We start from the raw sequence: 23,939 nt of genomic DNA on the forward strand, positions 1-23,939 counted from the left end.
ACTTCATTTTATCACTAGGAGGTTCTTTCCTTTTCTCTAAGAAATTTTACTGACCACCAGTTTAACTGGGGGTTAATCATGCCTATTCGGCGTACAATGTAAAAAAGCGGATAACTCATTACGAGCTATCCGCTTTTTTACTCTGGTGATCCAGGAGGGATTCGAACCCCCGACCCACGGCTTAGAAGGAACAATAACTATAATTTATACATTCTATTAGCTCTTTTCTGCATATATTATTGTCATTTTTATCCTTTATTGTATATATATTCTATGTTTTCTATATAGTCTTTACTCTACTGCAACTCAAACTACATATTTACCTTTTTATAAATATCGCCTCTTGAACCAACAGCAAATAGATAAACTAAGAGCTCATTATCTACAATTCGGAACACCGCTCTATAATCACCTATGCCCAGCCTAAAAATATCATTAAAGCGCTTAGAATGGAACTTTTTTATATCGTAGAACTGAATACTTTCCTTATCCGTTACAATTTCATCAAAAGCCTTTAAGAATCGAACGCCGATAGCTCTATGTTTCTTAACGAATTTTTCTGCATTCTTTGAATACTTAACCTTGTAAGAAGTCATCTAAGGTGATTTCCTTTCCATCCAAATTATCAAAGTCTATATTCAAATTCTCAATTTCTTCTTGTTCTTCTCTGTCTACATAAGAAGTCTTAGCTTGCATATATGCCAAAAGACTTGCGTCTTCTTGTTTCGAAATTGCTTTCATAGCTGTTTCTCTTAAAAATTCAGAAAAAGATACTCCACTTCTTTTCGCATATTCATTGATTGCCTCATATACATCAATAGGCAAAGTTATATTCTTTCTAATTGTTGCCATAATATCATCTCCTTTTATCTTTACTTTATATTATACACACTATACACACTTCGTCAATTTAAAATATTACATATTCTGATAACCTAATATTTCAACCAAAAATACACCACAAATGTTGGGATTACGTGAATTTAAATCATGATATAATTTCCGTTTGACGAATCATCCAAACAGGTATCAAAGAACTAGAGAATTTAGGAATTTGAAAACTACCGAAATTCATACAAAAAGCGGATAGCTCATCTCGAACTATCCGCTTATTTACGCTGGTGATCCAGGAGGGATTCGAACCCACGACCTACGGCTTAGAAGAATTAAAGATAAGTTTATATACAATATAAAGGGTGCTTTTTGTATATAAACAACAAATATGTGTAGTATTGAGTATATATATTCCGTTAATTATAAATAGGATATATTTTATTACAAGCACAACTACACATTCAATCACACTTGTAAATCAATTACCATCTTATTAATAATATATTGGATATTTTCTAAGTCTATCAGGAACCATTCTTTTATTGTCATTTGGCGACCATTAGGCGCTACTACAGATAAATCCACTCTTTTATCTGCTAACCTATGATGAATATATTTTTCTACTTTTCTAACATCTATATTTTGAACTTCAAACTCGCATACTAATTCTACTGGCGCAAATAAATATGTTGATTCATTCGCAGTATTATCTAATCTTTTCTTTACATCCTTTGCAAAACCAATCTTATATAGATTTTCCATATGCAGAAATCGAGGATCTTTTCCTGCATATCTTACAACATATATATATCCTGTAGTAATACTTTTACCAGAATCATCCAATGACTTATCAATCACGTCTGTTACAAAACGGCCAAGGCGTTTTGTATCATAAAGCGAAGAAATTAAACTTAATAACTTTACATCATTCTCTGTACCATTTTCATAAACTACATGAATTTTATCATTTCGATTAGTCGAACTTTGTTTACTTTCGCCTGTTTTCGGGTCGTAAATCCTGTCAATATAAAGCATTATGCCATTGTCTATATAAAAAGAACCTTGTTTAATTGGATTCTCCTTACTAATTTTATCTCCTGTATGAATATCATCAAATGATTTAATCTTTCTATGTCCTCTAGCTACGTCATCTTGAACTTGTGTGAACCTCCATTTATACTCATTAAACCCTTCGTTCATTCTTTTACGTTGGCTAGATCTAGCTTTAACTGCCACAGTTCTTCTATAACGCTCATTACTGAAAAGATTTTGATCCATCTCTAAATCTGCAAATAAACTTTCATCTGATAATATATCATCTAAATTATCATGCATCGCTCTCACCATCCAGCAGATTGTAAATATCATATTCTTTACATTTTCCCCATTTATCTGGATTATTTCTTATTCCTTTAAGCCTTGAGTATAACTTTCGTTCTTTCATAACTTTTGATTTTGTTGGCTCCCTTCCATGCTCCTTCATCCAATCAATAATTTCTTGAAACCTTTCAATCTCTCCGTCTATTATTATACTTCTTTTGGGTTTAATATCTTCAACTAATACATCAAAAAGATCATCCGCAAAAACATCCTCTAATGTTGCAAAGTTTTCAATCATACATTACGCTCCTGTTTTAATTGCGCAAGCTTAGCAAGCGCATAATATAGTCTAACTTCCTCAAGATTCTTACTATCTCGTCTAGGAGATCTTCCATGTTCTTTTTGAAAAGATTTTATTTGTGGATAAAGCATTCTAAGTTCATCATTAGTAAATTCAAATTTTTTAGCATCAAAAGCACGTGAAATTAACTGTAAAGTTTTTGAATCTACATCCCTAGAAATGACTTCATAAGCTGATTGGAACGGATTTACGGAATCAATAAGATCAATACTTAAATCTGCAACATTAACAAATTTATCCGCCATTTTTAACAGTTGTTTATTGTCTTTATCTCTCTCAGCATTAGTTAAAGTAAGGTCTACAACAGTATACTGACGAACCTCCTCAACCTCCTGTTGTGTTAAATCTGGATACTTTGTAGCTATAACTCTAGGAATTAATTGTTTATTGATAACTTTTGCATCAGCACCTGCTGATATAGCTGTTTGAACAATTTCATCCTGTAATATTGAAGCTTTTAACTCAACCATATCTTGCTCTATTATTTTTTTTGCACGGTCAGTAGAAATTTTAGGTAGTCCGCGAATAGATATTATCGGTTTATTTATCTCCGTATTCGTTTGATCTTTCGGTTTAAATTTGATAACAGGGGATAAAACGCTTTCCATTAATAAACTCGCTGTAATAGCCTTCATAATATTATTAACAGCATACTGTACTTCCTCATTATCTGCATCCGGTTCTGCTATGAGATTAGTAAACATCGCTTCCGTTTTATTAAATGAATCTCTCGTAACACGTCCAATAATTTGTACTACCTCTGTTAAACTTGATCGATATCCAATTGTTAAAGCATACTCTGCAAATGGCCAGTCGAATCCTTCTTTAGCCATTCCTAATGCAATAATCATATCTAAATCTTCAACTTTATCCATTTGTGCCAAATATCCAGCTACTTTCTCTCTTCCATCCTCTGTAACCAAATCAGCAACTTTAAGGATTCTTCCAGTCTTTGTTTTAATATAAGTAATACCTCGCTCATCTTTTTGTAAGTATGTGCCAAGCACATCCAAAATCTGATCCACTTCTCCATATTTGTCTTTAGTTGACTCCCCAGAGTTTACATTAGGAATATGAATAATAGTTTTTTTATCTATAAACTCGTCCTTTAGTTCTTCTAAAGCATCTATATATCGACCTCTATAAAACTTATAAGACATAGCAAAAGATTTTAAATATTTATAACCCTCTAATTGCTCATAATAAGTATATGTCACTCTATCAAAAAGTTGCTCATCTGAAGGTTCTAAAATTGGAACGGAGTCACCTCGAAAATATGATCCCGTCATAGCAAAAACGTGCGCACTTGAATTCTTAAGAATATCACGTAATGCAACCCCTAACACTGAATTATCTTCCTGAGAAACGTGATGAAACTCATCAATAGCAAGTAAACAAGAGTCAAAATCTCCAGCATCCAACTTTTCAGAAGCAAAACGTAATGTTGCATGAGTTGCAATAAGAATATCATCCGATGGGTCTGAAGACTTCATAAAATTGATAAAAGCATCAACTTTGCTCTTCGATGTACCGCCTATTGTTAAATTATTTTCATCCTTTACAATCCAGTCCCAGTAATATCCATATTCAGAAAGCTTTGTCGATTTAAAAGACTTTCCTATCGACTTCTCAGGCACTGCAATGATAACCTTTTTTAACCCTTGATTTCTTAATTTATCTAACGCAACAAACATAAGTGCACGCGATTTTCCCGAAGCTGGTGGGGCTTTTACTAGCAAATGTTGTGAATTTCTTTTTTCATACACACGTGCTTGCATATCTCTCATACCTAAACTATCTGTATTTACCGATGTTTGCTTTTGACCATACGTCACTTCAAATAACTTACTCATTAATTATCTCCTTATACCGTTTAAGCAAATAACTTAATCTTTCCTCATCTGATTTGAATGGAGCATCTCTATATGCCCGTTCAACAATTTCATCAAGATTATGATGTGCATCACGAAGTTCTTTGGGCATCGTATCTCTATGATATAATTCTGATAAACTTCCACCCAATTCTTCTCTCAAATCCAAGATATTAAAAACTTGATCCTCTATCATACTCTTACGTTTAGCCGATAGTTCAGGAACTGGAAATGTATTATACACTAATCCAGCCGAATATCGATAATCCGTTTTTAGCTTGCCACCTATCGCTGATAACCATATCATATGCATTTTAGATTGTAACAAACCTAATAACCAAACAGGTGCTCCATAAATCGTTATTACTGCATCTGAAACCATCGTATCATCATCATCTAAAAAATCCATAGGAATATACTCCCTATTTTCAGAGGAAACTCTAGGTATTAAAATTGCCTGTCCTGAAAAATCTTTCGTTTCACCAAATCTCCATGGCATTTTAGCTAATTCTTGGGTTGGCTTAGATTTAGATGCTAATCTATAGGTTTTAACTCGTTCTACTCTATTCGAAACAATCGAATTATGTAAAAATAATTTATAATCCTCTTCTGACATATAAAGCGCATATCTATAGATGCCACGAATAAATTCTTGACCATTTATATATCTTTTAAACAATGGCTTCATATCTGGAAATAACTCTATAGCTTCTTCGTATTCAGCTATTTCAAAAATTAATGCACCTCCATCATATCCACCATTCCCCCTACTCATCTTAGGTAAGCCAGTCAATGAATTTCTACTATTCCGAACTAAAATATTTTCTCCATTAGTTAAATATGGACTGATGTTATTCACTATAATTCTTTTATTATTCTCATCAAATAATTGCTTATCACTTTTAGCATTCGATAAATTCGATAATCCAACAATAGCTACCGTTACTCCCGCATTATTAGCTGCAGAGTTTCCCCACTTAAAAGATGTATATGCAAAATTTATTGAGGCTTTTGTTAACAATGGTTCCCATATTATTGCAACTTGCTCTCCCTGAAAAATAGAATTAGTTGTAACGAATGCAAGTTTAGCATTTGCTGAATTAATAAAGTTTACGCCTTTAAAAAACCAGCCAGCAATATAATCCATTTTTCCAAAACCTTCAGCCTCATCCGTTGCCAACTTAACATCCATCTTTTGATTTTTAGACTGTAAACTTGAGCCAATATATGGCGGATTACCTATCAGATAAATTTCATTTGTATCATCATGATTTACTATTTCATTCCAATCTAAAAGCATCGCATTGCCTTGTGTTATATTACCAACATCTTTTAGTGGAAGAAATGCTGGCTTCCAGAAAATTTCCCGTTCAGCCTCTATATCCATCTGATATTCTGCAATCCATAATGATAATCTAGCCACTTCATGTGCAAAATCATCTAACTCAATACCATAAAAATTGCTAAGACTAATCTTCGAAGTCTGGAACATATCAAATTCATAATTTTTTTGCAGTTCTCGTATGGATTTTAATAATTTGATTTCTAATCGCCGAATAGATTTATAAGTAATAATCAGAAAATTACCAGATCCACATGCAGGATCAAAAAACTTTATTTCTGAAATTCTATCATATAATTTAATCAGTGCATTTAAATAAGCGCTTTTATTCTCACGTCGTGTCCGATCTGTTATATCTTTTTCTTCATTTTCATTAATCTTTATAATAATATCTGAATAAATTTTTTCTAATTCATCCAAAAAAAGCGGCCGTATAACCTTCATAATATTCTCAACGCTAGTATAGTGCATTCCTGATACCGCTCTTTGTTCTTTACTAGCCACAGTTTGTATCATAGCACCTAATATATCTGGATTAATCTCGTTCCAATTTAAAAGTTCACCTGCTTCTATAATTAATTTTCTGGTTTGTTTATCAAAGCTCAAAGCTGTATGCGCTTGCGTAAAAAGCTTACCATTTACATATGGAAATTCTCTTAACCATTTATCTTGACTCTCTCTATCAGGAACATCCAGACTAGCAAAGACTGTGTTAAATAGATCATTTAAGTCTGTTCCATCTTCCTTGGTTCTCATTTTAATAGTATTTGTTAAAACACCTTTAGGCATAATACCCGTATCTTCAGCAAATAATAAAAAGAGAAGTCGAATCAAGAAAAGATTAAACTCTTTTTCTTTTATAGTTTGATCTTCAAATTGATTTATTTTTCTTAATTCATCATATAATCTCGTAAATCTTTCCGCAGCTTTAATATCTGCTGGACTCTCTTTGGCATAATCGATTTTTTCAATACCATTCCATGGCAAGAAAAAATCAACATATAAAAATAACTCGTCAAAATCAATATTTAAAGTATCCTTTGTCGCCATATCTTTAGCTGCTAGTTCTTGATAGTCCGTGGCAATAATAAAACGTGGTTTAGAATTTCTATTATTCAAGTTTTTCTCAATTTCTACCACATTAGCAACAGGTGATTGACCTTCTTTAATTTCATTAAATAAAACTTTGTTTTTTACCTCGAACTCTTTATTATTCCTAATTCTAGTTAAAGTAGACTTTGGAAAACTATATAAAGCTAGAAAATCATAAAAAAAAGTGTCCTTATCTAAATTATTTATTAACTCCTTTGCCCGATCTTCTATCGCTACAATATCAAACTGTGCCATCATTTCCCCCTAAAATACACCCTATAATATTCTTATTGTAAAACTTTTATTTGAAATTACTCTTTATATGTCTTAAACGTCTCATCAATAACTCTCTTCGGTCCTCATCCGATAGATTCAACCATGTAGTCAAATGAGGCATTGCACCGCTAGTTGAACTGTAATTTAATCTAACCTTTTCATTAGAAATCGGTTTCAATAGATTCGTCAAATATTGGGGGTCCACACATGGCAAAGCCCCTATAGGTGGCTTTATACTCTCTTCATTCCAGATTAATAAATTCACAAGATATTGTGATTGTATGGCCATCGCACCTACATATTCTTTCATAAATGGAAGTCCTAACTTCTGCTGCATCTCAAATAAAAATTCTTTGACACTTAATTCATCTGTTAAGAAAAGACACTCATACAATCGTTGATTACTTTCTTCTTTAGAAAATTTAAAGCATAAGAATTGATTTAAAGCATTCTCATCTTTTGGCAAATCCATATTCCAAATTGTTAGGCCAAAAATATAATCTAACCAACCTTCTAATCGCTCTTCCTCTTGATTTTTATTAATAAAGATAAAACTATAATTAATCTTTCCAATTGGACAAAAATAAACAAAATCTTTTTCTAAAAATGGTTCATCAGTTCGTCCTAACAAAAAGTCTATAGTTACATTAAAGTATCCTGCAATAGCTACTAAAGCATCAAAAGAAGGCATTGAAACACCCTTGGTATACTTAGTTATTGCAACTGGCGCTATGCCTAAATTATTTGCTAATTCTTTCTTTTGCATCCCAAACTCTTTTATTAGCATCTCCAATCTATTAGAAAATTCACTTTTTGCAGATATATTTACACTACGAAAATTCATTAAGGTATCAAAAAACTTCATAATTTATCCCTCCTCTTCTATTGCTTTTTTATTTTATATATATTATAATGTCCTCAACAGATAGATAATTGCTTATTTAGCAATTAATTTTATTATTAGTAATTTTATTTATTTTTTTATTTTCATAAAAAGATATTGTTATCATTTTTAAGCACTTTTTTATTAATTTATTATATCAGATTTGCTATTTTTATACAATGAAAGGAACGTGCCATGAACCTTTACACTGTACGAGAAGCATCAGAACTTTACTTCAACAAAAATATCAGTGTCAGCCATATCTACAATTTAATTAGAAGTAAAAGTCTAAACTGCATCTATATAGGACATAAAATTTTAATTCCAGAAGAAGCCTTGGAAAATTTTTGCAAAGCTAACTTCAATATTCAACAGGAGAACCAGTAATGAAAAGTAAACAGCCAACTTGGCAAAAGCAACGAGATTATTATCCTATCACACTATCCAACGGAAAAATTAAATATGTAAGAGATCGTATTAAATATAGGAATAAAAATATTACAAAATAAAACTTCTGTTCTATGCTGCGTGAGGCGCTAGAGTTCTATTGCTTTAAATAGTCTTTAGCGCTTTTTATTATCTCGATTTTACAATGCTATTCACAATTTAATGGGAACATAGATACATCACTACCATCTAACCATATAGTATCTAGCCTTATAAGAGTAACATACCTAAATAAAATTATCCTATATCGCTACTTATCAATAAGTGTGTTCCCATAACAAATCTGATAACCAAGCTATTTTCAATCTTTATATCCCCTCGCATGCAGTGCGTATGGTGTATGAAGTAGATTAGGCACTATCTACTCTACTATTCCCCCCTAAAACACAAAGGAGACCTTTATGACAAATACAGATCTAAATGAATCTATTAAAATCTATTGCACATCACAATTAAAAAGACAAATTAAAAATATTGCCGCTTTAGAAAATAAAAGTATATCAAGTTATATCACAAATCTAATTGACCAACACTTTCACCAAAGCACTTGTATAGATTCGGACTTCTATAACTCTTTAAATCAAAATCTAGATCGACTTGAAATTTTAACATTAAGCCTTTTTAAAGGATTATATGAATTATATAGTGCAGAAGATAAATTTGAAGAAATCTGCTCTACAATTTACAGAAAGGACTAACACAATGACAAATATTAACAACAATATTGCTTTTAAAGAACTTAAAAGAGGAAAAATTACGTTTACTATATGGAAAAAATATCTAAGAAATATATTAATTGTCCTATTCATCCTTCAAGCACTTGCATCTGCAGGACTATTTTATGGTTTGCTTTATCAAGCAGAAAATATCATATCCACTCAAAATATTTATGTAACAAAAGAAGTAGCTTTAAATTATATTAATCCTATAAAGCCAGATACTTATAAAACTCAAATCGGTCAATTTATTGCAAGTCATAAATTTGATTTTGAAGTAAATCCTAGGAATAAAATTCCATTCAAAAATTATAAAAATGTAATCGACCATTTAACCAATAATCAGCTTTATATTTTAAAGGAAAATTACAAAAAATATTGGCTAATAACGCTTTTATTAAGTTTAGAGATATCACTATATTGGAATTATAATCAATATTTAAAAGATACTTCTATATCTAAAAAAGCACTCCATAAGCGTGGTATGCAATTATTATCGCAAAAACAAATGAGTTTATATACAAAAAATAAACCTCACGTTTTATCTATTGGTAATATAAATATTCCCACAGATACCGAATGTAAACATATTCTGGTCTTCGGCGCTAGTGGATCTGGTAAATCTGTATTACTCAGTCAATTTCTTAATCAAATTAATACATATAGCAAAAAATATAATGATAAACGCCACTATATTATTACGGATGTAAAGCCTGAATTCGTAGGAAAATTTGCAAAATCCGATGACTACATCTTTTGTCCTTTTGATAAACGTAGTATTAGTTGGTCAATATTTAATGATATTGATGATATTTCAGATTATGATACCTTCGCCTCTATCTTATTTGAACAAGAAGGTGCAAAAGATCCATTTTGGGGATTAGCTGCAGGAGCTATATTTGCAGATGGCTTAAAGTACCTTGATTTAAAAGGTCGAAAAAAAAATTATGATATTCTAGCTTTTTTTAAACAACCTGCAAAAAATCTAACAGAAGCAATTAACTCTTTACCACCAACATTAATAACATCTAAGCAGTACTTAAACGCTCCAGATAATACGCTTGCCTCTATACTTGCAACTCTAGCAAGCGGTCTAAAGCCTTTCATCCACTTAAAAGATTCAACTGATGAAAATGCTGCATTTTCCTTTAAACAATACATTAGAGAGGAGTATCAACGAAAAAATGGTACAATACCAAACTTATATTTATTAGTCCCTGCTAACCGCAAACAAATTATGGCACCATTATTATCACTAGTCATGGATATCATGATTAATGAAGCACTCACTTTACCTGAAAGCCAAAATTGCAGACTGTATTTTATTATTGATGAAATTGGTAGCGTCAACAAAATTCAATTACTACCTGATTTAATCACAAAAGGTAGAAGTTATGGCATTAGTATTCTTGCTTTAACGCAAGCTCCTGGTTTATTAAGGGAAAAATATGGGCCACAAGTAATGCAATCATTCTTAAATAACTTTGGCACGCAAATAGTACTACGGATTAACGATGCAGCTACTGCAAAAGAACTTGCGGATAACTTTGGTGTAGAGGAAATTATTGAATACAAAGAATCAATTCAACTACCTCAAAACGGTAGTCCTGTCCCCTCTATTAGCCAAGATACGACAACTAAATCACTTATTCTTCCAAGTCAATTACAGGCCTTACCTCCATTTAAAGGCTATGGAAAGATATTAGGTTTTAATCCTTTTAATTTAATAATCCCTCAATTGTTCTTTAATGAAAACCCTAATATAAAACACTTTGTTCCTATTGATAAAAAAACAGTAAATTCATTTAAGACAAATATACAAACAAATAGAGAAAGGTTTAAGAAGTATAAAGAACATCGTTATGGCGAAGACTTAATTAACAAGTATAGAAAAGGAGAATAGTCTACTATGGTTACAACATCTAATGTTTCCATCATCCAAGCAGGACAATACTATAATAAAGATGATTATTATAGTCGCACAATTACACAAGAAGACTTTTGGTTTGGTAAAGGATTATTATCCCCTATAGGATATGATATTCCGAATCCATATAAAAGCACTATAGCACCTTTATCTCAAGATAATTACGAACAAAAAATAAATACATTAAAAGACGAATTGGCACCTGATGCAAAAAAATTGGCTATAGATGTAACCTTCTCTCCACCAAAATCTATCTCAATTGCGATGTTAAATCCTGCATTAAAATATGATCTTCTAGATGCACATAATCAGGCTGTTAAAAATGTCTTAACTTTCATTGAATCTAATTATGTGGTATGGCGCAAACATACAAATAAAGATAATAGAACAGAAAATATAAAAACCCAAAATGCTTTATTTGCGTGTTTACAACATAGAGTATCTAGAGAGCAAGATCCGCAATTACACACCCATTGCTTACTTTTTAGGAAAACAATGATAAATGGCAAAATCATGACGATTGAGGATCGATTTATTCACGCAAACCAATATCTTTTCTCTTTAATGTATGACAATGAATTATCTAAAGCCTTGCAAGAAAAAAGGATTCTCCTTCGAGAATCCTTGAGCAAAGATCAGAAAAACATACATTTTGAGATTGAAGGTATAAATGATACTCTAATCGATCATTTTTCAAAAAGGAAATTTCAAATTCAAGATTATCAAGCCAACCAAGGATTTTCTGATACATGGGATGGGGCACATGCTGCAGGTCTGGCATCACGAAGACCAAAACCACCTGAAGATCTAGCAACTTTAGAGAAGGTATGGCGTAAATCTATTGATAGTTTAGGCGGTTTTTTTATAAATAAATCTACACAAAATAAGGATACATCAAGACCTTTAAAAATCAATGATATATTAGAAAAATCCATTGACCATCTACAAGAAAAGTCCTATGCGTTTTCTAAGTCAGACTTAATGATTGAAGTATATAAGCAAGGTATAATGCTTGGCGTAACTTTATCAGAATTTGAAAGTATATTTGAACACCACTTACAAAGCACATTAATACAAGTTGGTTTTCGTCAACTAAATAATGAGATATATTTTACAACTCCTAAAAACTTAGCTCGCACCCAATATATAGAGTCACTCCTTCTAGGCCCCCAAATTGAAGATTATAGTACCTTAAACCCAAATGATACTAATGCCAAAATTGATATACTTTCCAATAATCTCAAAGCATATCAAGGTTGGGAGCTTTCAAAAGGACAAAAAGAAGCTATTAATTTAATGTTATCATCTTCTAACAAATATATTGCGGTAGAAGGTATAGCAGGTTCTGGTAAAACAACTATGCTTGAACAAGCTAAATTACTATACGAGTCTCAAGGAGTTAATGTAATAGGTATGGCATTTACGGGAAAAGCAGCAGAGGCCATGGAGTCAGAGGCTGCAATTTCCTCTCAAACTATTCATAAATATCTAAATCACCTTTCCCCTACTACCACTCACAATTCCTGGGATTTTTCATCTGTAAAAAAATCTGAAATACCAGAAGTCTGGATAGTAGATGAAAGCTCCATGTTACCAGATCACCTACTAAGTAATATTCTAGAAGCCTCTGAAAAAAGGAATGCTAAAGTAGTCTTTCTTGGTGACCCAAACCAATTACTTCCAATTGGTACAGGTAATGCATTTGCTAGAATGACTAAAAAAGATAATGAACAAGTACCTACTGTTCGTATGAGGGAAATCAATCGGCAAGAAGAAGGTTCTAATCTTAGAAAAACAGTAGAGGCCTTATCTGGCAAATTTGAAAATATAGAAAAACAATCTCCACTATCTTATATTGACGACAGTATTAAGGAAATCCCTCAACGACAATATCGCTTAAATTCTGTAATTCATGAATACTGTAATTACACAGTTGAGCAACAAGATAAAAGTGCTATTTTAGTAGCTCGCAATAATGATCGTAATGAACTCAATTCTGAAATTCATAACAAACTTGTAGAAAAAGGTATCCTAAAAAATGAATATTTACTAACTAGCGTCAATCAGTATGGTATAGAAAGTTCTAATCCTTATGCCATTGGTGAAAAAGTAGTTTTTACTAAAAACGACTATAAACTCAAAGATACTAATGGTGAAACAGTAGGAATAAAAAATGGCCAACTTGGTAAAATCATAAATATCAATGGACCTAAAGTTACAGTACAAACCAACACAAATCAAAAGGTAATATTTGATACAAGAGAGTATAAACATTTTGATTATGGATATGCAATGACTACATTTAAGGCACAAGGTATTACTGTTGATAACGCTCTAATCGTACATGACAGTACACAAAAAAACTCCAATACTCGCAATAAAATTTATGTAGATGTAAGCCGTGCTAAAAAGAGCGTAAAAATTTTTACTGATGATAAGAAAGCTCTAATCAAACAAGCTAAGCGCTTCCAACAAAAGATTTCCTCATCAACTTTCACACCATACATTGCTAAAGACAAAGAAAGGAAAACTATACATGTCTCAAAAGAAAAATCTAAGAAGATCTAATGGAGAAGGCACATTCTTTCAAAGTCAGGGAAAATGGCGAGGACAATTTAGTATTACTAAGGACAATCAGCTAATTCGCCGTGCTTTTTCTGGGAACTCAAAATTAGAAGTATATAAATTAGGAAAACAATGGATAGAGGCTACACAACAAAATACTTCTATTTTTTCATCTAAAAACACCAAATTAAAAGACTTCTGTAACTACTGGCTACAAGATGTAAAGAAAGTTAGTGTAAAGCCGAAAACGTTTAAGAAATATGATTCTACACTAAGGCTATATATACTTCCCCTCTTAGGTGAAATAAAAATAACTTCAATTACACCGCAACAAGTACAAACAGTCCTAAACAACTGGAGTAATGGAACATTGAAAGGTAAAAAAGGCCATATCATATCTTCCAGCACCATACGTTGCACTAGACGTTATCTTTCAGAACTATTTGAGTATGCAGTAAATATCGGCTTATTATTAAAAAATCCTATTAAATTAACTAAACCGCCTAGATTAATAACTACAGAAATTCATACCTTATCACTCGATGAGATTCATCAACTTACAAGCATAATGAAACAATAAGTCAGTAATAATATATCCTCGCCTTATAGGATTAATTATTACGCATCCTATATCGCAACAAAAATTGCCTTAGGAACAGGGATGCGACTAGGTGAAGTATTTGGACTATGCTGGGACTGTGTTGATTTAATCCACGGAACTATCTCAGTACGGCGAACAATACAAACAGGTACCAAAGGACAAGTATTCCAAGATACTAAAACTAAAACTTCTCGTCGTTGTATCCCTATCAGCCAAGAGTTACAAAGTGATTTAGCCACTTACAAAGAGTTTCAATCCAATTATGCTAAAGAATTAGGAGATAAGTGGACTGATTCATATGGAGTTGTTATCTCAGGTACCTTTGGGAAAATTTTATCGACCAGTAATTTCAAATCCAGATATTTTATACCAATATTAAAACAACTAGACTTAGACCATATCACCTTCCATGATCTCCGTCATACCCATGCGACACTTCTACTATCACAGAAAATAAACCCTAAAATAGTGCAAGAAAGACTAGGCCACTCTACAATTACACTAACCTTAGATACCTATTCACACTTAGTACCTGATATACAAAAAGAAGCAGTTAAGGCATTGGATAAATTAGGGCTGTGAAAGTAGGAAACTTAAGATATTCTTTCCATATCGAGAAAAAATTTCTGCTAATATTGCACCTATTACTGCATAAAATAAATAATAAATTCTTTGCTCTAACCTATCGTATTTAGCCTCAATTTTATCTAATAAATTTTCATACTTAGCCTCAAACTTATCATCAACCCTTTTAACATCATTACTTATTTGATTACTTTTATTCGATATTTCTAATTTTAATTCATCTACATATTTATTAATCATTTCGATCTGCAAATCATAGTATCGAGTATTAAAAATCTCAGAAGTTTCAATCATTTCTTGATTAGTCAATTTCATCATAAAGATATCTGAGTGAACCTTTTTACCATCCATTTCTATACCTCACTATTAATCTCACATGAATCTTGAATCATTATTTCTAATGTTCGAATAATTGACTCCACATCATGTCTATCTACTTCAAACTCTAATCCTTCTCCATCCATACGTATTAGTTTTAACATTTTAGTTTGACTCATAGGAAGCTGTGATCTAACTAATCCAGCAAATTTAAGTGGTTTAATACGTGCCAGTGCTGCCTGTTCTACTTCTTGACTAACAAGATTATAGTAAATTTCTAATTCATTAATAAAGCGTTCATCTATATTTTCTGGCCACTCTATCGGATGCAAGTCTGCTACCCTATTTCTATTATTTTTCAAATACAAATAGTTACGACTAAAGTTCAATACCGTTTCATGACTAGACCCCATCAAAAGACTTAACGCATTATTCATTGCTTTATAATTATGTGGCCAACTACTCTGCACTTTATAAGAATTAAAAATCTGTAATGCTTTAATAAAAATTGACGTATCTTTATTGTAATTATCAATTAAATCACCAATATAGTTAATTGCTTTATATCCATTTTCAAAACTCATATAATCTACTCCTAACCAGAACTACTAAAAAAACTACTAAATTTTACAAAAAAGCGGATAGCTCATCTCGAACTATCCGCTTATTTACGCTGGTGATCCAGGAGGGATTCGAACCCCCGACCCACGGCTTAGAAGGCCGTTGCTCTATCCAACTGAGCTACTGAACCATGATTACTATATACGATTAGATACTGATAAAAAAATGGAGCGGGTGAAGGGAATCGAACCCTCGTGACCAGCTTGGAAGGCTGGGGCTCTACCATTGAGCTACACCCGCATAACATGGTCGGAGCAGCAGGATTCGAACCTGCGACCCCCTGGTCCCAAGCCAGGTGCGCTACCAAACTGCGCTATGCCCCGTAATGCAATATCTATTCTAACAACAAAATGATAAGTTGTCAACTTAAAACTAGTGAATTTTTAATAAAAAATAACATGTATAATCTAGCTACTTGTATCCGTCACTCCAGTGCATTCATTTTATAAAAATAATAATTATTTTACTTATAACTAAAATTAATATATTTTAATATTTCCAGTTATAAAGCATATATTGCAAAGGATTTTATCATCATATAATTTATAGTAATTAATTTAATAAAAACAAGTTATTTCACATATTCTAAATTTGACGGTATACTGACATTGTAAGTAAATGATGACAACCCATTCACTTACCTAAGTTTGAGGAGACTTAGCTACAATAGTGCATTCGCACTAGGAAAGAAGGATTAGAATGAATTTGTTTAGAGCATTTGAAAAACATTTAGAATCTCGTCGATTAGCAGCTGCACCTGCATGTTATAATCATCCAGTTGCCCATCAAGTATGGCATCCATGGACCACTGAACAACGACGAAACATGAATGTTGGTTTAGTTGGAGTTTTTGCTTCTAAATAATTCAGGAGGGACAGTTATTAGAACCTAGATTTTAATTAAAGTTTTGAGGAAAACTTTAATGTGACCATAAAAGCATCTATGTGTTCCCTTAGTTAAACTATCTCCCTTGCCACACAAAATAGCGTATACAAAATTGAGGAGTTTTGTATGCGCTATTTTTACGTATGTAAACAGGGAGTATCCATATAATCATACCATTTGATTCAATTCTACATACATACTATGCTGGACTATATACATTATAGCCATTATACTATCTGACTTTTCACCTATCTCACAACTATCTAAAACGGAAAATAATATGACATTAAAATTCAATTATCAAATATAATTATATGCAACTTCTATTGTAAACTTTATACAGTAACAATATCAAAGAACCTTATAAATTAATGATTTACTAGCATCTAGATACAGACAAAAAGCTTTTTGTATAGTACAATGATAATATATATTTATTTTTTGGTAGTATCAGTCATATTAGCTGAAAGCTCAGTTAGATTTCGCCCACTCTACGAGTATTAATAGACTACCGTTAGTACACATGGAGAATACATATGGACACATCGTATTATCACAATTTTATCACCCTAGTCCAAACGGGTAACATGACACAAGCAGCTGAATTACTTCATATTACACAACCAGCGTTAAGCAAACAGCTTAAATATTTAGAAGCTGAGTTTGGCACTCCCTTATTACACATCAAACGAGGTCAACGAGGCTCTAATTTGCAATTAACTGATGCTGGTCGTATATTCTATGAAAAAGCACAGCAACTTTGTTCCATTGAAGAATCTACTTACAATGCAGTAAAACAGCTAAATTCAAAAATTGAAGGCACCTTGCGCATTGCCGCCTCTGCTTCACGATCTACCTCATTAATTCAAGACTCTATCAAAAACTTTTCTGTCAAGTATCCATCGGTACGATATGAAATTTATGAAGGATTAATGGCCAACGTAACAAGTCAATTAATTAGCGGTAGTGCAGAAATTGGAATTTGTAATGAACAAATGGTCGATATTGAAAAGTTCGATATCATTCATACAGAAGATGAAGATTTATATGCTTTATTCCGCACTGACGTGTTCTGGACGAATCGTGAAAAAGAATCTCTTTCCTGGACTGATATTAGAAAATGTCCCCTTAGTTTATCTGGTGGTTCGGTTCGCATGATTATGCAATCGCCTTTAGCAGATTTATCTACCTTAAATGTAGTATCCATTACCACAACACGAAGTTCTGCCATTGAATGGGCCGCAGAAACAGGCCGTACTGTAGCATTAGTGCCAATGGATATAAAAGAACATGTTCATTTTAGAAAAGTGACTCGCTTACGTTTACCAGAATTTTCAGGCACCTTCCGTAAGGCGTTCATCGTGTTGAAAGGCCATAGTCTATCACCAGTAGCACAACAATTTATAGATTTCTATAAAGCGAATGCATAATGTCTGTTATACTAACTCAGATCGTTATCAGTTCGAGATTTCTGGTATCTAAGAATACCCTATAGATGTAATTCTATCAACGTAACAACTAAACATGTAACCTATCAATTCATGACTACATTATAAAAGGTACTGACCTTTGCTTACCATGTCCTACTTCAATGGTAACACCAGTTACTGGGGTCTACTCAATTTTGTATGCTGATAGGCATTGCTATTTAGTTACACCATGCCAATAAAAAGGGTCCTTTGTGGCCCTTTTTCCTATTAAATACTAATATCCTTATAGTGTCTCACATCTTTATGCAGTCGAATGTATGGAATGAACGATATCCTATCATAGAGTTGCTATGAAAGTAAAAGCTAGGAAATTATCCCCCTTATCAATGCGTCAAAAAAAAACAAAAAGTCTGTAAGTATCTACACTTACAGACTTTTTTCTTGGTAGTAAAGGACGAGCTAACTAGTTTTATTCTTTCTAATGCAACGTCTTTAATGACATATTGGTCCATGTACTATCTAAGAAACTACTATATCACTACAGTATGATAATAATTTATATCTGGATAATGGTTTCACCATTGATGAAACCATCGTCACGTATATTGCATGATTACCAATGAATGCACCATGTATAATTTCTTTATAGCAAGAACGGTCTAGTATACTGAATTTCTACGCGGTATAATCAGCTACTTCATAACTTATAAACATATATCAATGATTATATCAATCTGTTATCTTTTTTAGAATTCATAGTATATTCCTATACAACAACATGTTCATTCTTATACATCCTCTACATGTACTACATAAAGAGATGAATGTATTATACTTCTAATTGTCCTACAATATCATTTATAGAATCAATCCCATACGTATCTAGATAGTCTTCCATCTCCCGTGCAATGCGGCTTATGGCAGTAGGATCTACCATAGAAGCCGCGCCTACTGATACACAACTAGCACCAGCCAACATAAATTCAATAGCATCTGTACCTGTCATGATACCGCCCATGCCCATAATAGGAATCGCCACTGCCTGTGCCACTTGATGCACTAATCGAAGTGCTACTGGTTTAATGGCAGGTCCCGATAAGCCACCATATAGATTACCTAATATAGGTCGTCGTGTACGCACATCAATAGCCATACCTAATAAAGTGTTGATTAAACTAATGCCATCCACGCCTTCTGCTTCTACGGCCTTAGCAATTTCTGTAATATCTGTTACATTAGGCGATAATTTCATAATAACAGGAAGTGTCGTATGATGTCTGACACTACGTGCCACTGCTGCGGCATCTTCTGGTCGCACACCAAAGGCGAGGCCCCCGCTCTTTACATTAGGACAAGAAATATTGACTTCGAATCCATGAACACCATCGACAGATAGGGTCTCTGCCATCCACCCATATTCTTCTACTGAATCGGCGGAAATATTGCAGAGTACGGGAAGAGCATAGTGTTTTAATTCTGGTAACACCTGGGAAAGGAACCCTTCTGCTCCAGGATTTTCTAAACCAATACAATTCAAAATGCCCGATGGTGTTTCTGCAATTCGCGTGCCCTCATTTCCTTTTCTAGCGCGTGGCGTCAAACCTTTAACGGATACGGCGCCTAATTCATTACTAATATCAATATAGTCTACATATTCCAAGGCGTTACCAAATGTGCCCGATGCAGATATGATAGGGTTTTTCATAGAAATTCCACAAAACGTGGTCGCTAGTTTTGGTGATGGTGTTACAGTGCCGTTTAAATCTTTTTCACTTGCCCTATAGATTGTTGTATTACTAACCATTCTTGTACCTCATTTTCTAGTATATAGTACGATTATATATCGATAGCGTACTCGCTAGGTCACTGACTCTACAGGTGTGCACCTAGAGGAAAAATACATCTTCCGCCGCAAACACTGGTCCATCTTTACATACTTTATAGCGCTTACCTGCTTTGCCATCACAGCCGCAGCCTAAACAGCCACCTGTACCACAACCCATTCGTTCTTCCAAGGATACTTGACAAGGGACTCCTAATTCCATAGCAATCTTTGCTACGCCTTTCATCATCGGCATCGGTCCGCATGTCATAATCGATGTAATCGCAGTCGATTGTAGTAAGTCGGGCATAATCGTTGTAGGAAACCCTTTAGTACCTACAGATCCATCATCGGTGGTAATATGCACAGTTACGGGCAAATTGTTAAATAAATCGGCCCAAAATAATTCACTTTTATTGCGAAATCCCAAAATAACATGAGCCGATTCATGTGCTTTCAAATGATGGGCAATTGAAAGCATCGGTGCAATTCCCACGCCACCACCTATGAGCAGCATAGATGATGTTGTGGTAAACGGTTGTCCTAATGGTCCCAAGCAATCGAGTGTATCCCCTGGTACTAAGCGTGTTAGTAACATAGTACCACGCCCTACGACGCGATATAATAAAGTAATCGTGCCTGTGTTAGCGTCAAAATTGGCATAACTGATAGGGCGTCGTAACAATGGCGCTGTCCCATCAGTCAGGCGGACATTACAAAATTGCCCCACTTGTGCTTCAGCCGCTTGTTTAGGTGCATAGAGGTCCATAACCCATACATCGGCCCCAATTTGTTCATTGCGAACGACTTCGCCCATTTCTACATATCCACTCATGTATTACTCCTGTTCGTAATCTTGTAACGCTTCTACATTAATCGTTGATTCCGTTTTACGACTCGCCACCACACGTAAGACTTCTCGCGCTGTATCTAAGGATGTCAAGCAAGGTGTACCCAACTCAACAGCTAATCGTCGCAATTGGAACCCTTCTCGTTCAGGTCGTTTACCCGCAGTCAATGTATTTAGCACCAAGTCGATGGTGTCTTGACGAATATGATCTGCACAGTTATCGGATCCTTCTGAAATTTTATTCACCACGTGGCAGGAAACGCCATGTTCTTTAAAGTATTGACCAGTACCACCAGTTGCTTCAATATGATACCCTAATTCGATAAAGCCTTTCGCTAATTGACACGCTTCTTTTTTATCACGATCGGCTACAGTCATCAAAATTGTTCCCGCTTCAGGAATTCTCATATTCGCCGCATGAATGGCTTTAAATAATGCTTCTGAGTAAGTGCGACCTACGCCCATCACTTCGCCTGTCGATTTCATTTCTGGTCCTAATGCAATTTCTACTAAGCCCATTTTAGAAAAGGAGAATACCGGCGCTTTCACTGCCACATATGGTTTATTTGGCAATAATCCTTTTGGTAATCCTAGGGAATCTAATGTTTCACCTAAGGCGATGCGTGTTGCATGTTCTACCATGTTCACACCAGTTACCTTACTAATAAACGGAATTGTCCTACTAGAACGAGGGTTGACTTCAATAACATGTAACACGCCATTGGCTACAATGTATTGAATATTTAGCACACCTTTTACATGAAGGCCCACTGCAATGCGCCGCGTATAGTCTACAATTTGATCAATCAATTCTTGGCTTAAATGTTGTGCTGGATACACTGCCATCGAATCACCAGAATGAACGCCAGCCCGTTCGATTTGTTCCATAATGCCTGGAATGCATACATCAGTGCCATCTGAAATAGCGTCAACTTCAACTTCCATGCCTACCATATAGCGGTCAATTAGAACAGGATGTTCTTTAGAGGCTACTACGGCTTCTTTCATGTATAGGTCTAATTCTTTATCATTGTAGACAATCTCCATAGCACGGCCACCTAATACATAGGATGGGCGCACGATAAGTGGATATTCTAGGCGATGTGCCGCTTCTTGTGCTTCCTTATCCGATGTAACTAACGCACCTACAGGGCGCGGAATGCCTAATTCTGCTAGGAGTGCATCAAATCGTTCCCGATCTTCTGCCATATCGATACTATCTACAGACGTCCCTAAAATGGTAACCCCTCGCTCTGATAGGGGCCCTGCCAAATTAATAGCCGTTTGTCCACCGAATTGAGCAATGACACCTACAGGGTTTTCTTTTTCGATGACTTCCATCACATCATCCACTGTTAACGGTTCAAAATATAAACTATCCGAAGTATCAAAATCAGTACTTACTGTTTCTGGATTATTATTTACAATAATTGACTGCATGCCTGCCTTGCGTAATGCCCACGCAGAATGCACTGAACAATAGTCAAATTCTACACCTTGACCGATGCGAATTGGCCCCGAGCCTAGTACAACCACGCTTTTATTGCCTAGTGGTACCACTTCATCTTCTGTAGCATAAGAACTGTAGTAATACGGTGTATGCGCTTCAAATTCTGCTGCACAAGTATCTACAAATTTATAAGTTGGCTCTAGTTGCATCGCTTTACGCTTTGCCAATACATCTTCTCGTGTGGTGTTCGCATAGCGAGCGATAACGCTATCGGTCATGCTGTACCGTTTAGCCATGCGCAAATTATCATCCGTTATACCATTTTCTTGTAAATCTTGTTCTACGCGAACAATATTTTTTATTTTTTCAATAAAGAATGAATCTATCTTAGTAATATAGTGTATTTTTTCCACACTAATGCCTTTGCGGAGTGCTTGGGCCACTACATATATCCGTTCATCATCTACTTTATGTAAGCGTTCAATGAGTTGTTCTACACTTTCATGAGCAATTTTTTTAAGTGCTATATGGTCAAGGCCAATTTCCAAGGAGCGAATTGCTTTTAACAAAGAACCTTCTAAGGTGCGATCTATGGACATAACTTCGCCAGTGGCTTTCATTTGTGTCCCCAATGTGCGGTCAGCTAAGTTAAATTTTTCAAAAGGCCAGCGTGGAAACTTGGTAACTACATAATCAAGGGTTGGTTCAAAGCAAGCTTTTGTTTCACCTGTAACAGCATTAGTAATTTCATCTAAAGTCATACCGGTAGCAATTTTAGCCGCCACTTTCGCAATCGGATAGCCTGTTGCCTTAGACGCTAGCGCAGACGATCTAGATACGCGAGGGTTTACTTCAATCACGATGTATTCATTGCTATCAGGATTTAATGCATATTGTACATTACAACCGCCTTCAATTTTTAAATAGCGAATAATCGCAAGTGCTGCTGTACGGAGCATTTGGTATTGTATATCATTCAATGTCTGACTCGGCGCCACAACGATAGAATCACCGGTATGAACACCGACAGGATCAATATTTTCCATATTACAAACGATGATACAATTATCCGCAGAGTCACGCATCACTTCATATTCAATTTCTTTCCATCCAGCTACTGACCGTTCTACTAAAATCTGGTTTATCGGACTCATTTTGATCCCACGGCGAGCAATTTCATACATTTCATCTTCATTATGGGCAATACCGCCACCTGTACCACCCATCGTATAGGCTGGTCGAATAATGATTGGATATCCTATGGTATTCGCAAAGGATACGGCTTTTTCTAAGTCCGTAAAAATATCTGATTCTGGTACTGGCTGGCCGATTTTTTGCATAGCTTCTTTAAAGAGTTCTCGGTCTTCTGCCTGTTTAATGGCCTCTAACGTGGTGCCCAACAATTTAACCTGATAGTCTTCTAACACGCCTGCTTCCGATAATTGAACGGCCATGTTTAAACCAACTTGACCTCCCAATGTAGCCAACAACCCCCAAGGACGTTCTTTGCGAATAATTTCTGTAACAAATTCTAAACTAATAGGTTCAATATATACACGATCAGCAATGTCACTATCTGTCATAATAGTGGCTGGATTAGAGTTAACTAACACAACTTGATACCCTTCTTCACGAAGTGAACGACATGCTTGCGTGCCTGCATAATCGAATTCCGCTGCTTGCCCAATAATAATAGGACCTGAGCCAATAACGAGAATTTTCTTTCCGTCTCCTGTCATGTGA

The 23,939-nt window shown here is 34.4% G+C and carries 21 protein-coding genes and 3 tRNA genes; 9 read left to right on the forward strand and 15 right to left on the reverse strand.

Translation table 11 applies throughout. The features are described 5' to 3' along the window. Positions 1 to 311: 311 nt before the first annotated feature. The 7 genes from P6940_RS06985 to P6940_RS07015 all read right to left on the reverse strand — a co-directional run bounded on the left by P6940_RS06985 (position 312) and on the right by P6940_RS07015 (position 7,961). Positions 312 to 596: a type II toxin-antitoxin system RelE family toxin gene (locus P6940_RS06985; protein WP_277293601.1), complete on the reverse strand. Its 285-nt coding sequence runs from the start codon at positions 594 to 596 to the stop codon at positions 312 to 314. Continuing rightward, positions 577 to 852 (reverse strand): ribbon-helix-helix protein, CopG family, encoded by a 276-nt coding sequence (locus tag P6940_RS06990; protein ID WP_277293602.1) that lies wholly within the window; start codon positions 850 to 852, stop codon positions 577 to 579. The genes P6940_RS06985 and P6940_RS06990 overlap by 20 nt, the downstream gene beginning before the upstream one ends. Positions 853 to 1,299: 447 nt before the next feature. Then, positions 1,300 to 2,181, reverse strand: a complete 882-nt coding sequence (locus tag P6940_RS06995; protein ID WP_277293603.1) for a GIY-YIG nuclease family protein — start codon at positions 2,179 to 2,181, stop codon at positions 1,300 to 1,302. After that, complete coding sequence (locus tag P6940_RS07000; protein WP_277293604.1) at positions 2,162 to 2,452, reverse strand: hypothetical protein; 291 nt, start codon at positions 2,450 to 2,452, stop codon at positions 2,162 to 2,164. The genes P6940_RS06995 and P6940_RS07000 overlap by 20 nt, the downstream gene beginning before the upstream one ends. Beyond that, a complete protein-coding gene (locus P6940_RS07005) occupies positions 2,449 to 4,368 on the reverse strand; it encodes a DEAD/DEAH box helicase (protein WP_277293605.1) in 1,920 nt (639 codons plus the stop codon). The genes P6940_RS07000 and P6940_RS07005 overlap by 4 nt, the downstream gene beginning before the upstream one ends. Then, positions 4,361 to 7,075, reverse strand: coding sequence for a class I SAM-dependent DNA methyltransferase (locus tag P6940_RS07010; protein ID WP_277293606.1), 2,715 nt, complete (start codon positions 7,073 to 7,075; stop codon positions 4,361 to 4,363). Before P6940_RS07010 ends, P6940_RS07005 begins: the two co-directional genes overlap by 8 nt. A gap of 46 nt (positions 7,076 to 7,121) precedes the next feature. Next, a complete protein-coding gene (locus P6940_RS07015) occupies positions 7,122 to 7,961 on the reverse strand; it encodes a helix-turn-helix domain-containing protein (protein WP_277293607.1) in 840 nt (279 codons plus the stop codon). Positions 7,962 to 8,174: 213 nt separating this feature from the next. Between P6940_RS07015 and P6940_RS07020 the strand changes: the two genes are divergently transcribed. From P6940_RS07020 to P6940_RS07050, 7 genes are all read left to right on the forward strand, one after another. Continuing rightward, positions 8,175 to 8,366 (forward strand): helix-turn-helix domain-containing protein, encoded by a 192-nt coding sequence (locus P6940_RS07020; RefSeq protein WP_277293608.1) that lies wholly within the window; start codon positions 8,175 to 8,177, stop codon positions 8,364 to 8,366. Further along, entirely contained in the window at positions 8,366 to 8,488 is a 123-nt protein-coding gene (locus P6940_RS07025; RefSeq protein WP_277293609.1) for a hypothetical protein, read from the forward strand. Before P6940_RS07020 ends, P6940_RS07025 begins: the two co-directional genes overlap by 1 nt. Before the next feature lie 339 nt (positions 8,489 to 8,827). Further along, positions 8,828 to 9,124: a hypothetical protein gene (locus P6940_RS07030; RefSeq protein ID WP_277293610.1), complete on the forward strand. Its 297-nt coding sequence runs from the start codon at positions 8,828 to 8,830 to the stop codon at positions 9,122 to 9,124. A 4-nt stretch (positions 9,125 to 9,128) separates the two neighbouring features. Continuing rightward, entirely contained in the window at positions 9,129 to 11,045 is a 1,917-nt protein-coding gene (locus P6940_RS07035; protein WP_277293611.1) for a type IV secretion system DNA-binding domain-containing protein, read from the forward strand. A gap of 6 nt (positions 11,046 to 11,051) precedes the next feature. Beyond that, a complete protein-coding gene (gene mobF / locus P6940_RS07040; RefSeq protein ID WP_277293612.1) occupies positions 11,052 to 13,637 on the forward strand; it encodes a MobF family relaxase in 2,586 nt (861 codons plus the stop codon). Further along, the gene (locus tag P6940_RS07045) at positions 13,606 to 14,214 is read left to right on the forward strand and encodes a site-specific integrase (RefSeq protein WP_277293613.1); all 609 of its coding nucleotides are present in this window, start codon (positions 13,606 to 13,608) and stop codon (positions 14,212 to 14,214) included. The genes mobF and P6940_RS07045 overlap by 32 nt, the downstream gene beginning before the upstream one ends. Positions 14,215 to 14,244: 30 nt before the next feature. Further along, positions 14,245 to 14,817 (forward strand): site-specific integrase, encoded by a 573-nt coding sequence (locus P6940_RS07050; RefSeq protein WP_338116630.1) that lies wholly within the window; start codon positions 14,245 to 14,247, stop codon positions 14,815 to 14,817. Here the strand turns inward: P6940_RS07050 and P6940_RS07055 are convergent. From P6940_RS07055 to P6940_RS07075, 5 genes are all read right to left on the reverse strand, one after another. After that, the gene (locus P6940_RS07055) at positions 14,806 to 15,171 is read right to left on the reverse strand and encodes a hypothetical protein (protein ID WP_277293614.1); all 366 of its coding nucleotides are present in this window, start codon (positions 15,169 to 15,171) and stop codon (positions 14,806 to 14,808) included. The two genes, P6940_RS07050 and P6940_RS07055, sit on opposite strands and share 12 nt — an antisense overlap. 2 nt (positions 15,172 to 15,173) lie before the next feature. Beyond that, positions 15,174 to 15,722, reverse strand: coding sequence for a hypothetical protein (locus P6940_RS07060; protein ID WP_277293615.1), 549 nt, complete (start codon positions 15,720 to 15,722; stop codon positions 15,174 to 15,176). A gap of 90 nt (positions 15,723 to 15,812) precedes the next feature. Next, positions 15,813 to 15,889: transfer RNA gene (locus P6940_RS07065), tRNA-Arg, on the reverse strand. Positions 15,890 to 15,925: 36 nt separating this feature from the next. Then, positions 15,926 to 15,999 (reverse strand) — tRNA-Gly (locus tag P6940_RS07070). Positions 16,000 to 16,005: 6 nt separating this feature from the next. Next, positions 16,006 to 16,082, reverse strand: a tRNA-Pro gene (locus P6940_RS07075). A gap of 376 nt (positions 16,083 to 16,458) precedes the next feature. Between P6940_RS07075 and P6940_RS07080 the strand changes: the two genes are divergently transcribed. Continuing rightward, positions 16,459 to 16,623: a hypothetical protein gene (locus P6940_RS07080; RefSeq protein ID WP_156004906.1), complete on the forward strand. Its 165-nt coding sequence runs from the start codon at positions 16,459 to 16,461 to the stop codon at positions 16,621 to 16,623. Between the two features lie 557 nt (positions 16,624 to 17,180). Then, a complete protein-coding gene (locus P6940_RS07085; protein WP_028257845.1) occupies positions 17,181 to 18,074 on the forward strand; it encodes a LysR family transcriptional regulator in 894 nt (297 codons plus the stop codon). 829 nt (positions 18,075 to 18,903) lie between these two features. Here P6940_RS07085 and P6940_RS07090 read toward each other — a convergent pair. From P6940_RS07090 to carB, 3 genes are all read right to left on the reverse strand, one after another. Beyond that, positions 18,904 to 19,878, reverse strand: coding sequence for a dihydroorotate dehydrogenase (locus tag P6940_RS07090; RefSeq protein WP_277293616.1), 975 nt, complete (start codon positions 19,876 to 19,878; stop codon positions 18,904 to 18,906). Between the two features lie 82 nt (positions 19,879 to 19,960). After that, entirely contained in the window at positions 19,961 to 20,731 is a 771-nt protein-coding gene (locus tag P6940_RS07095; protein WP_028257843.1) for a dihydroorotate dehydrogenase electron transfer subunit, read from the reverse strand. A gap of 3 nt (positions 20,732 to 20,734) precedes the next feature. After that, positions 20,735 to 23,935, reverse strand: a complete 3,201-nt coding sequence (carB, locus tag P6940_RS07100; protein ID WP_277293617.1) for a carbamoyl-phosphate synthase large subunit — start codon at positions 23,933 to 23,935, stop codon at positions 20,735 to 20,737. Positions 23,936 to 23,939 lie beyond the last annotated feature (4 nt).

Source organism: Veillonella montpellierensis (genome assembly GCF_947090115.1).
GTDB lineage: Bacteria > Bacillota > Negativicutes > Veillonellales > Veillonellaceae > Veillonella > Veillonella montpellierensis.

Excerpts from the sequence above, each read along its gene's own strand:
- P6940_RS06985 (WP_277293601.1), bottom strand. The coding sequence starts at position 596 with ATGACTTCTTACAAGGTTAAGTATTCAAAGAATGCAGAAAAATTCGTT.
- P6940_RS06990 (WP_277293602.1), bottom strand. The coding sequence starts at position 852 with ATGGCAACAATTAGAAAGAATATAACTTTGCCTATTGATGTATATGAG.
- P6940_RS06995 (WP_277293603.1), bottom strand. The coding sequence starts at position 2,181 with ATGGTGAGAGCGATGCATGATAATTTAGATGATATATTATCAGATGAA.
- P6940_RS07000 (WP_277293604.1), bottom strand. The coding sequence starts at position 2,452 with ATGATTGAAAACTTTGCAACATTAGAGGATGTTTTTGCGGATGATCTT.
- P6940_RS07005 (WP_277293605.1), bottom strand. The coding sequence starts at position 4,368 with ATGAGTAAGTTATTTGAAGTGACGTATGGTCAAAAGCAAACATCGGTA.
- P6940_RS07010 (WP_277293606.1), bottom strand. The coding sequence starts at position 7,075 with ATGGCACAGTTTGATATTGTAGCGATAGAAGATCGGGCAAAGGAGTTA.
- P6940_RS07015 (WP_277293607.1), bottom strand. The coding sequence starts at position 7,961 with ATGAAGTTTTTTGATACCTTAATGAATTTTCGTAGTGTAAATATATCT.
- P6940_RS07020 (WP_277293608.1), top strand. The coding sequence starts at position 8,175 with ATGAACCTTTACACTGTACGAGAAGCATCAGAACTTTACTTCAACAAA.
- P6940_RS07025 (WP_277293609.1), top strand. The coding sequence starts at position 8,366 with ATGAAAAGTAAACAGCCAACTTGGCAAAAGCAACGAGATTATTATCCT.
- P6940_RS07030 (WP_277293610.1), top strand. The coding sequence starts at position 8,828 with ATGACAAATACAGATCTAAATGAATCTATTAAAATCTATTGCACATCA.
- P6940_RS07035 (WP_277293611.1), top strand. The coding sequence starts at position 9,129 with ATGACAAATATTAACAACAATATTGCTTTTAAAGAACTTAAAAGAGGA.
- mobF (WP_277293612.1), top strand. The coding sequence starts at position 11,052 with ATGGTTACAACATCTAATGTTTCCATCATCCAAGCAGGACAATACTAT.
- P6940_RS07045 (WP_277293613.1), top strand. The coding sequence starts at position 13,606 with ATGTCTCAAAAGAAAAATCTAAGAAGATCTAATGGAGAAGGCACATTC.
- P6940_RS07055 (WP_277293614.1), bottom strand. The coding sequence starts at position 15,171 with ATGGATGGTAAAAAGGTTCACTCAGATATCTTTATGATGAAATTGACT.
- P6940_RS07060 (WP_277293615.1), bottom strand. The coding sequence starts at position 15,722 with ATGAGTTTTGAAAATGGATATAAAGCAATTAACTATATTGGTGATTTA.
- P6940_RS07080 (WP_156004906.1), top strand. The coding sequence starts at position 16,459 with ATGAATTTGTTTAGAGCATTTGAAAAACATTTAGAATCTCGTCGATTA.
- P6940_RS07085 (WP_028257845.1), top strand. The coding sequence starts at position 17,181 with ATGGACACATCGTATTATCACAATTTTATCACCCTAGTCCAAACGGGT.
- P6940_RS07090 (WP_277293616.1), bottom strand. The coding sequence starts at position 19,878 with ATGGTTAGTAATACAACAATCTATAGGGCAAGTGAAAAAGATTTAAAC.
- P6940_RS07095 (WP_028257843.1), bottom strand. The coding sequence starts at position 20,731 with ATGAGTGGATATGTAGAAATGGGCGAAGTCGTTCGCAATGAACAAATT.
- carB (WP_277293617.1), bottom strand. The coding sequence starts at position 23,935 with ATGACAGGAGACGGAAAGAAAATTCTCGTTATTGGCTCAGGTCCTATT.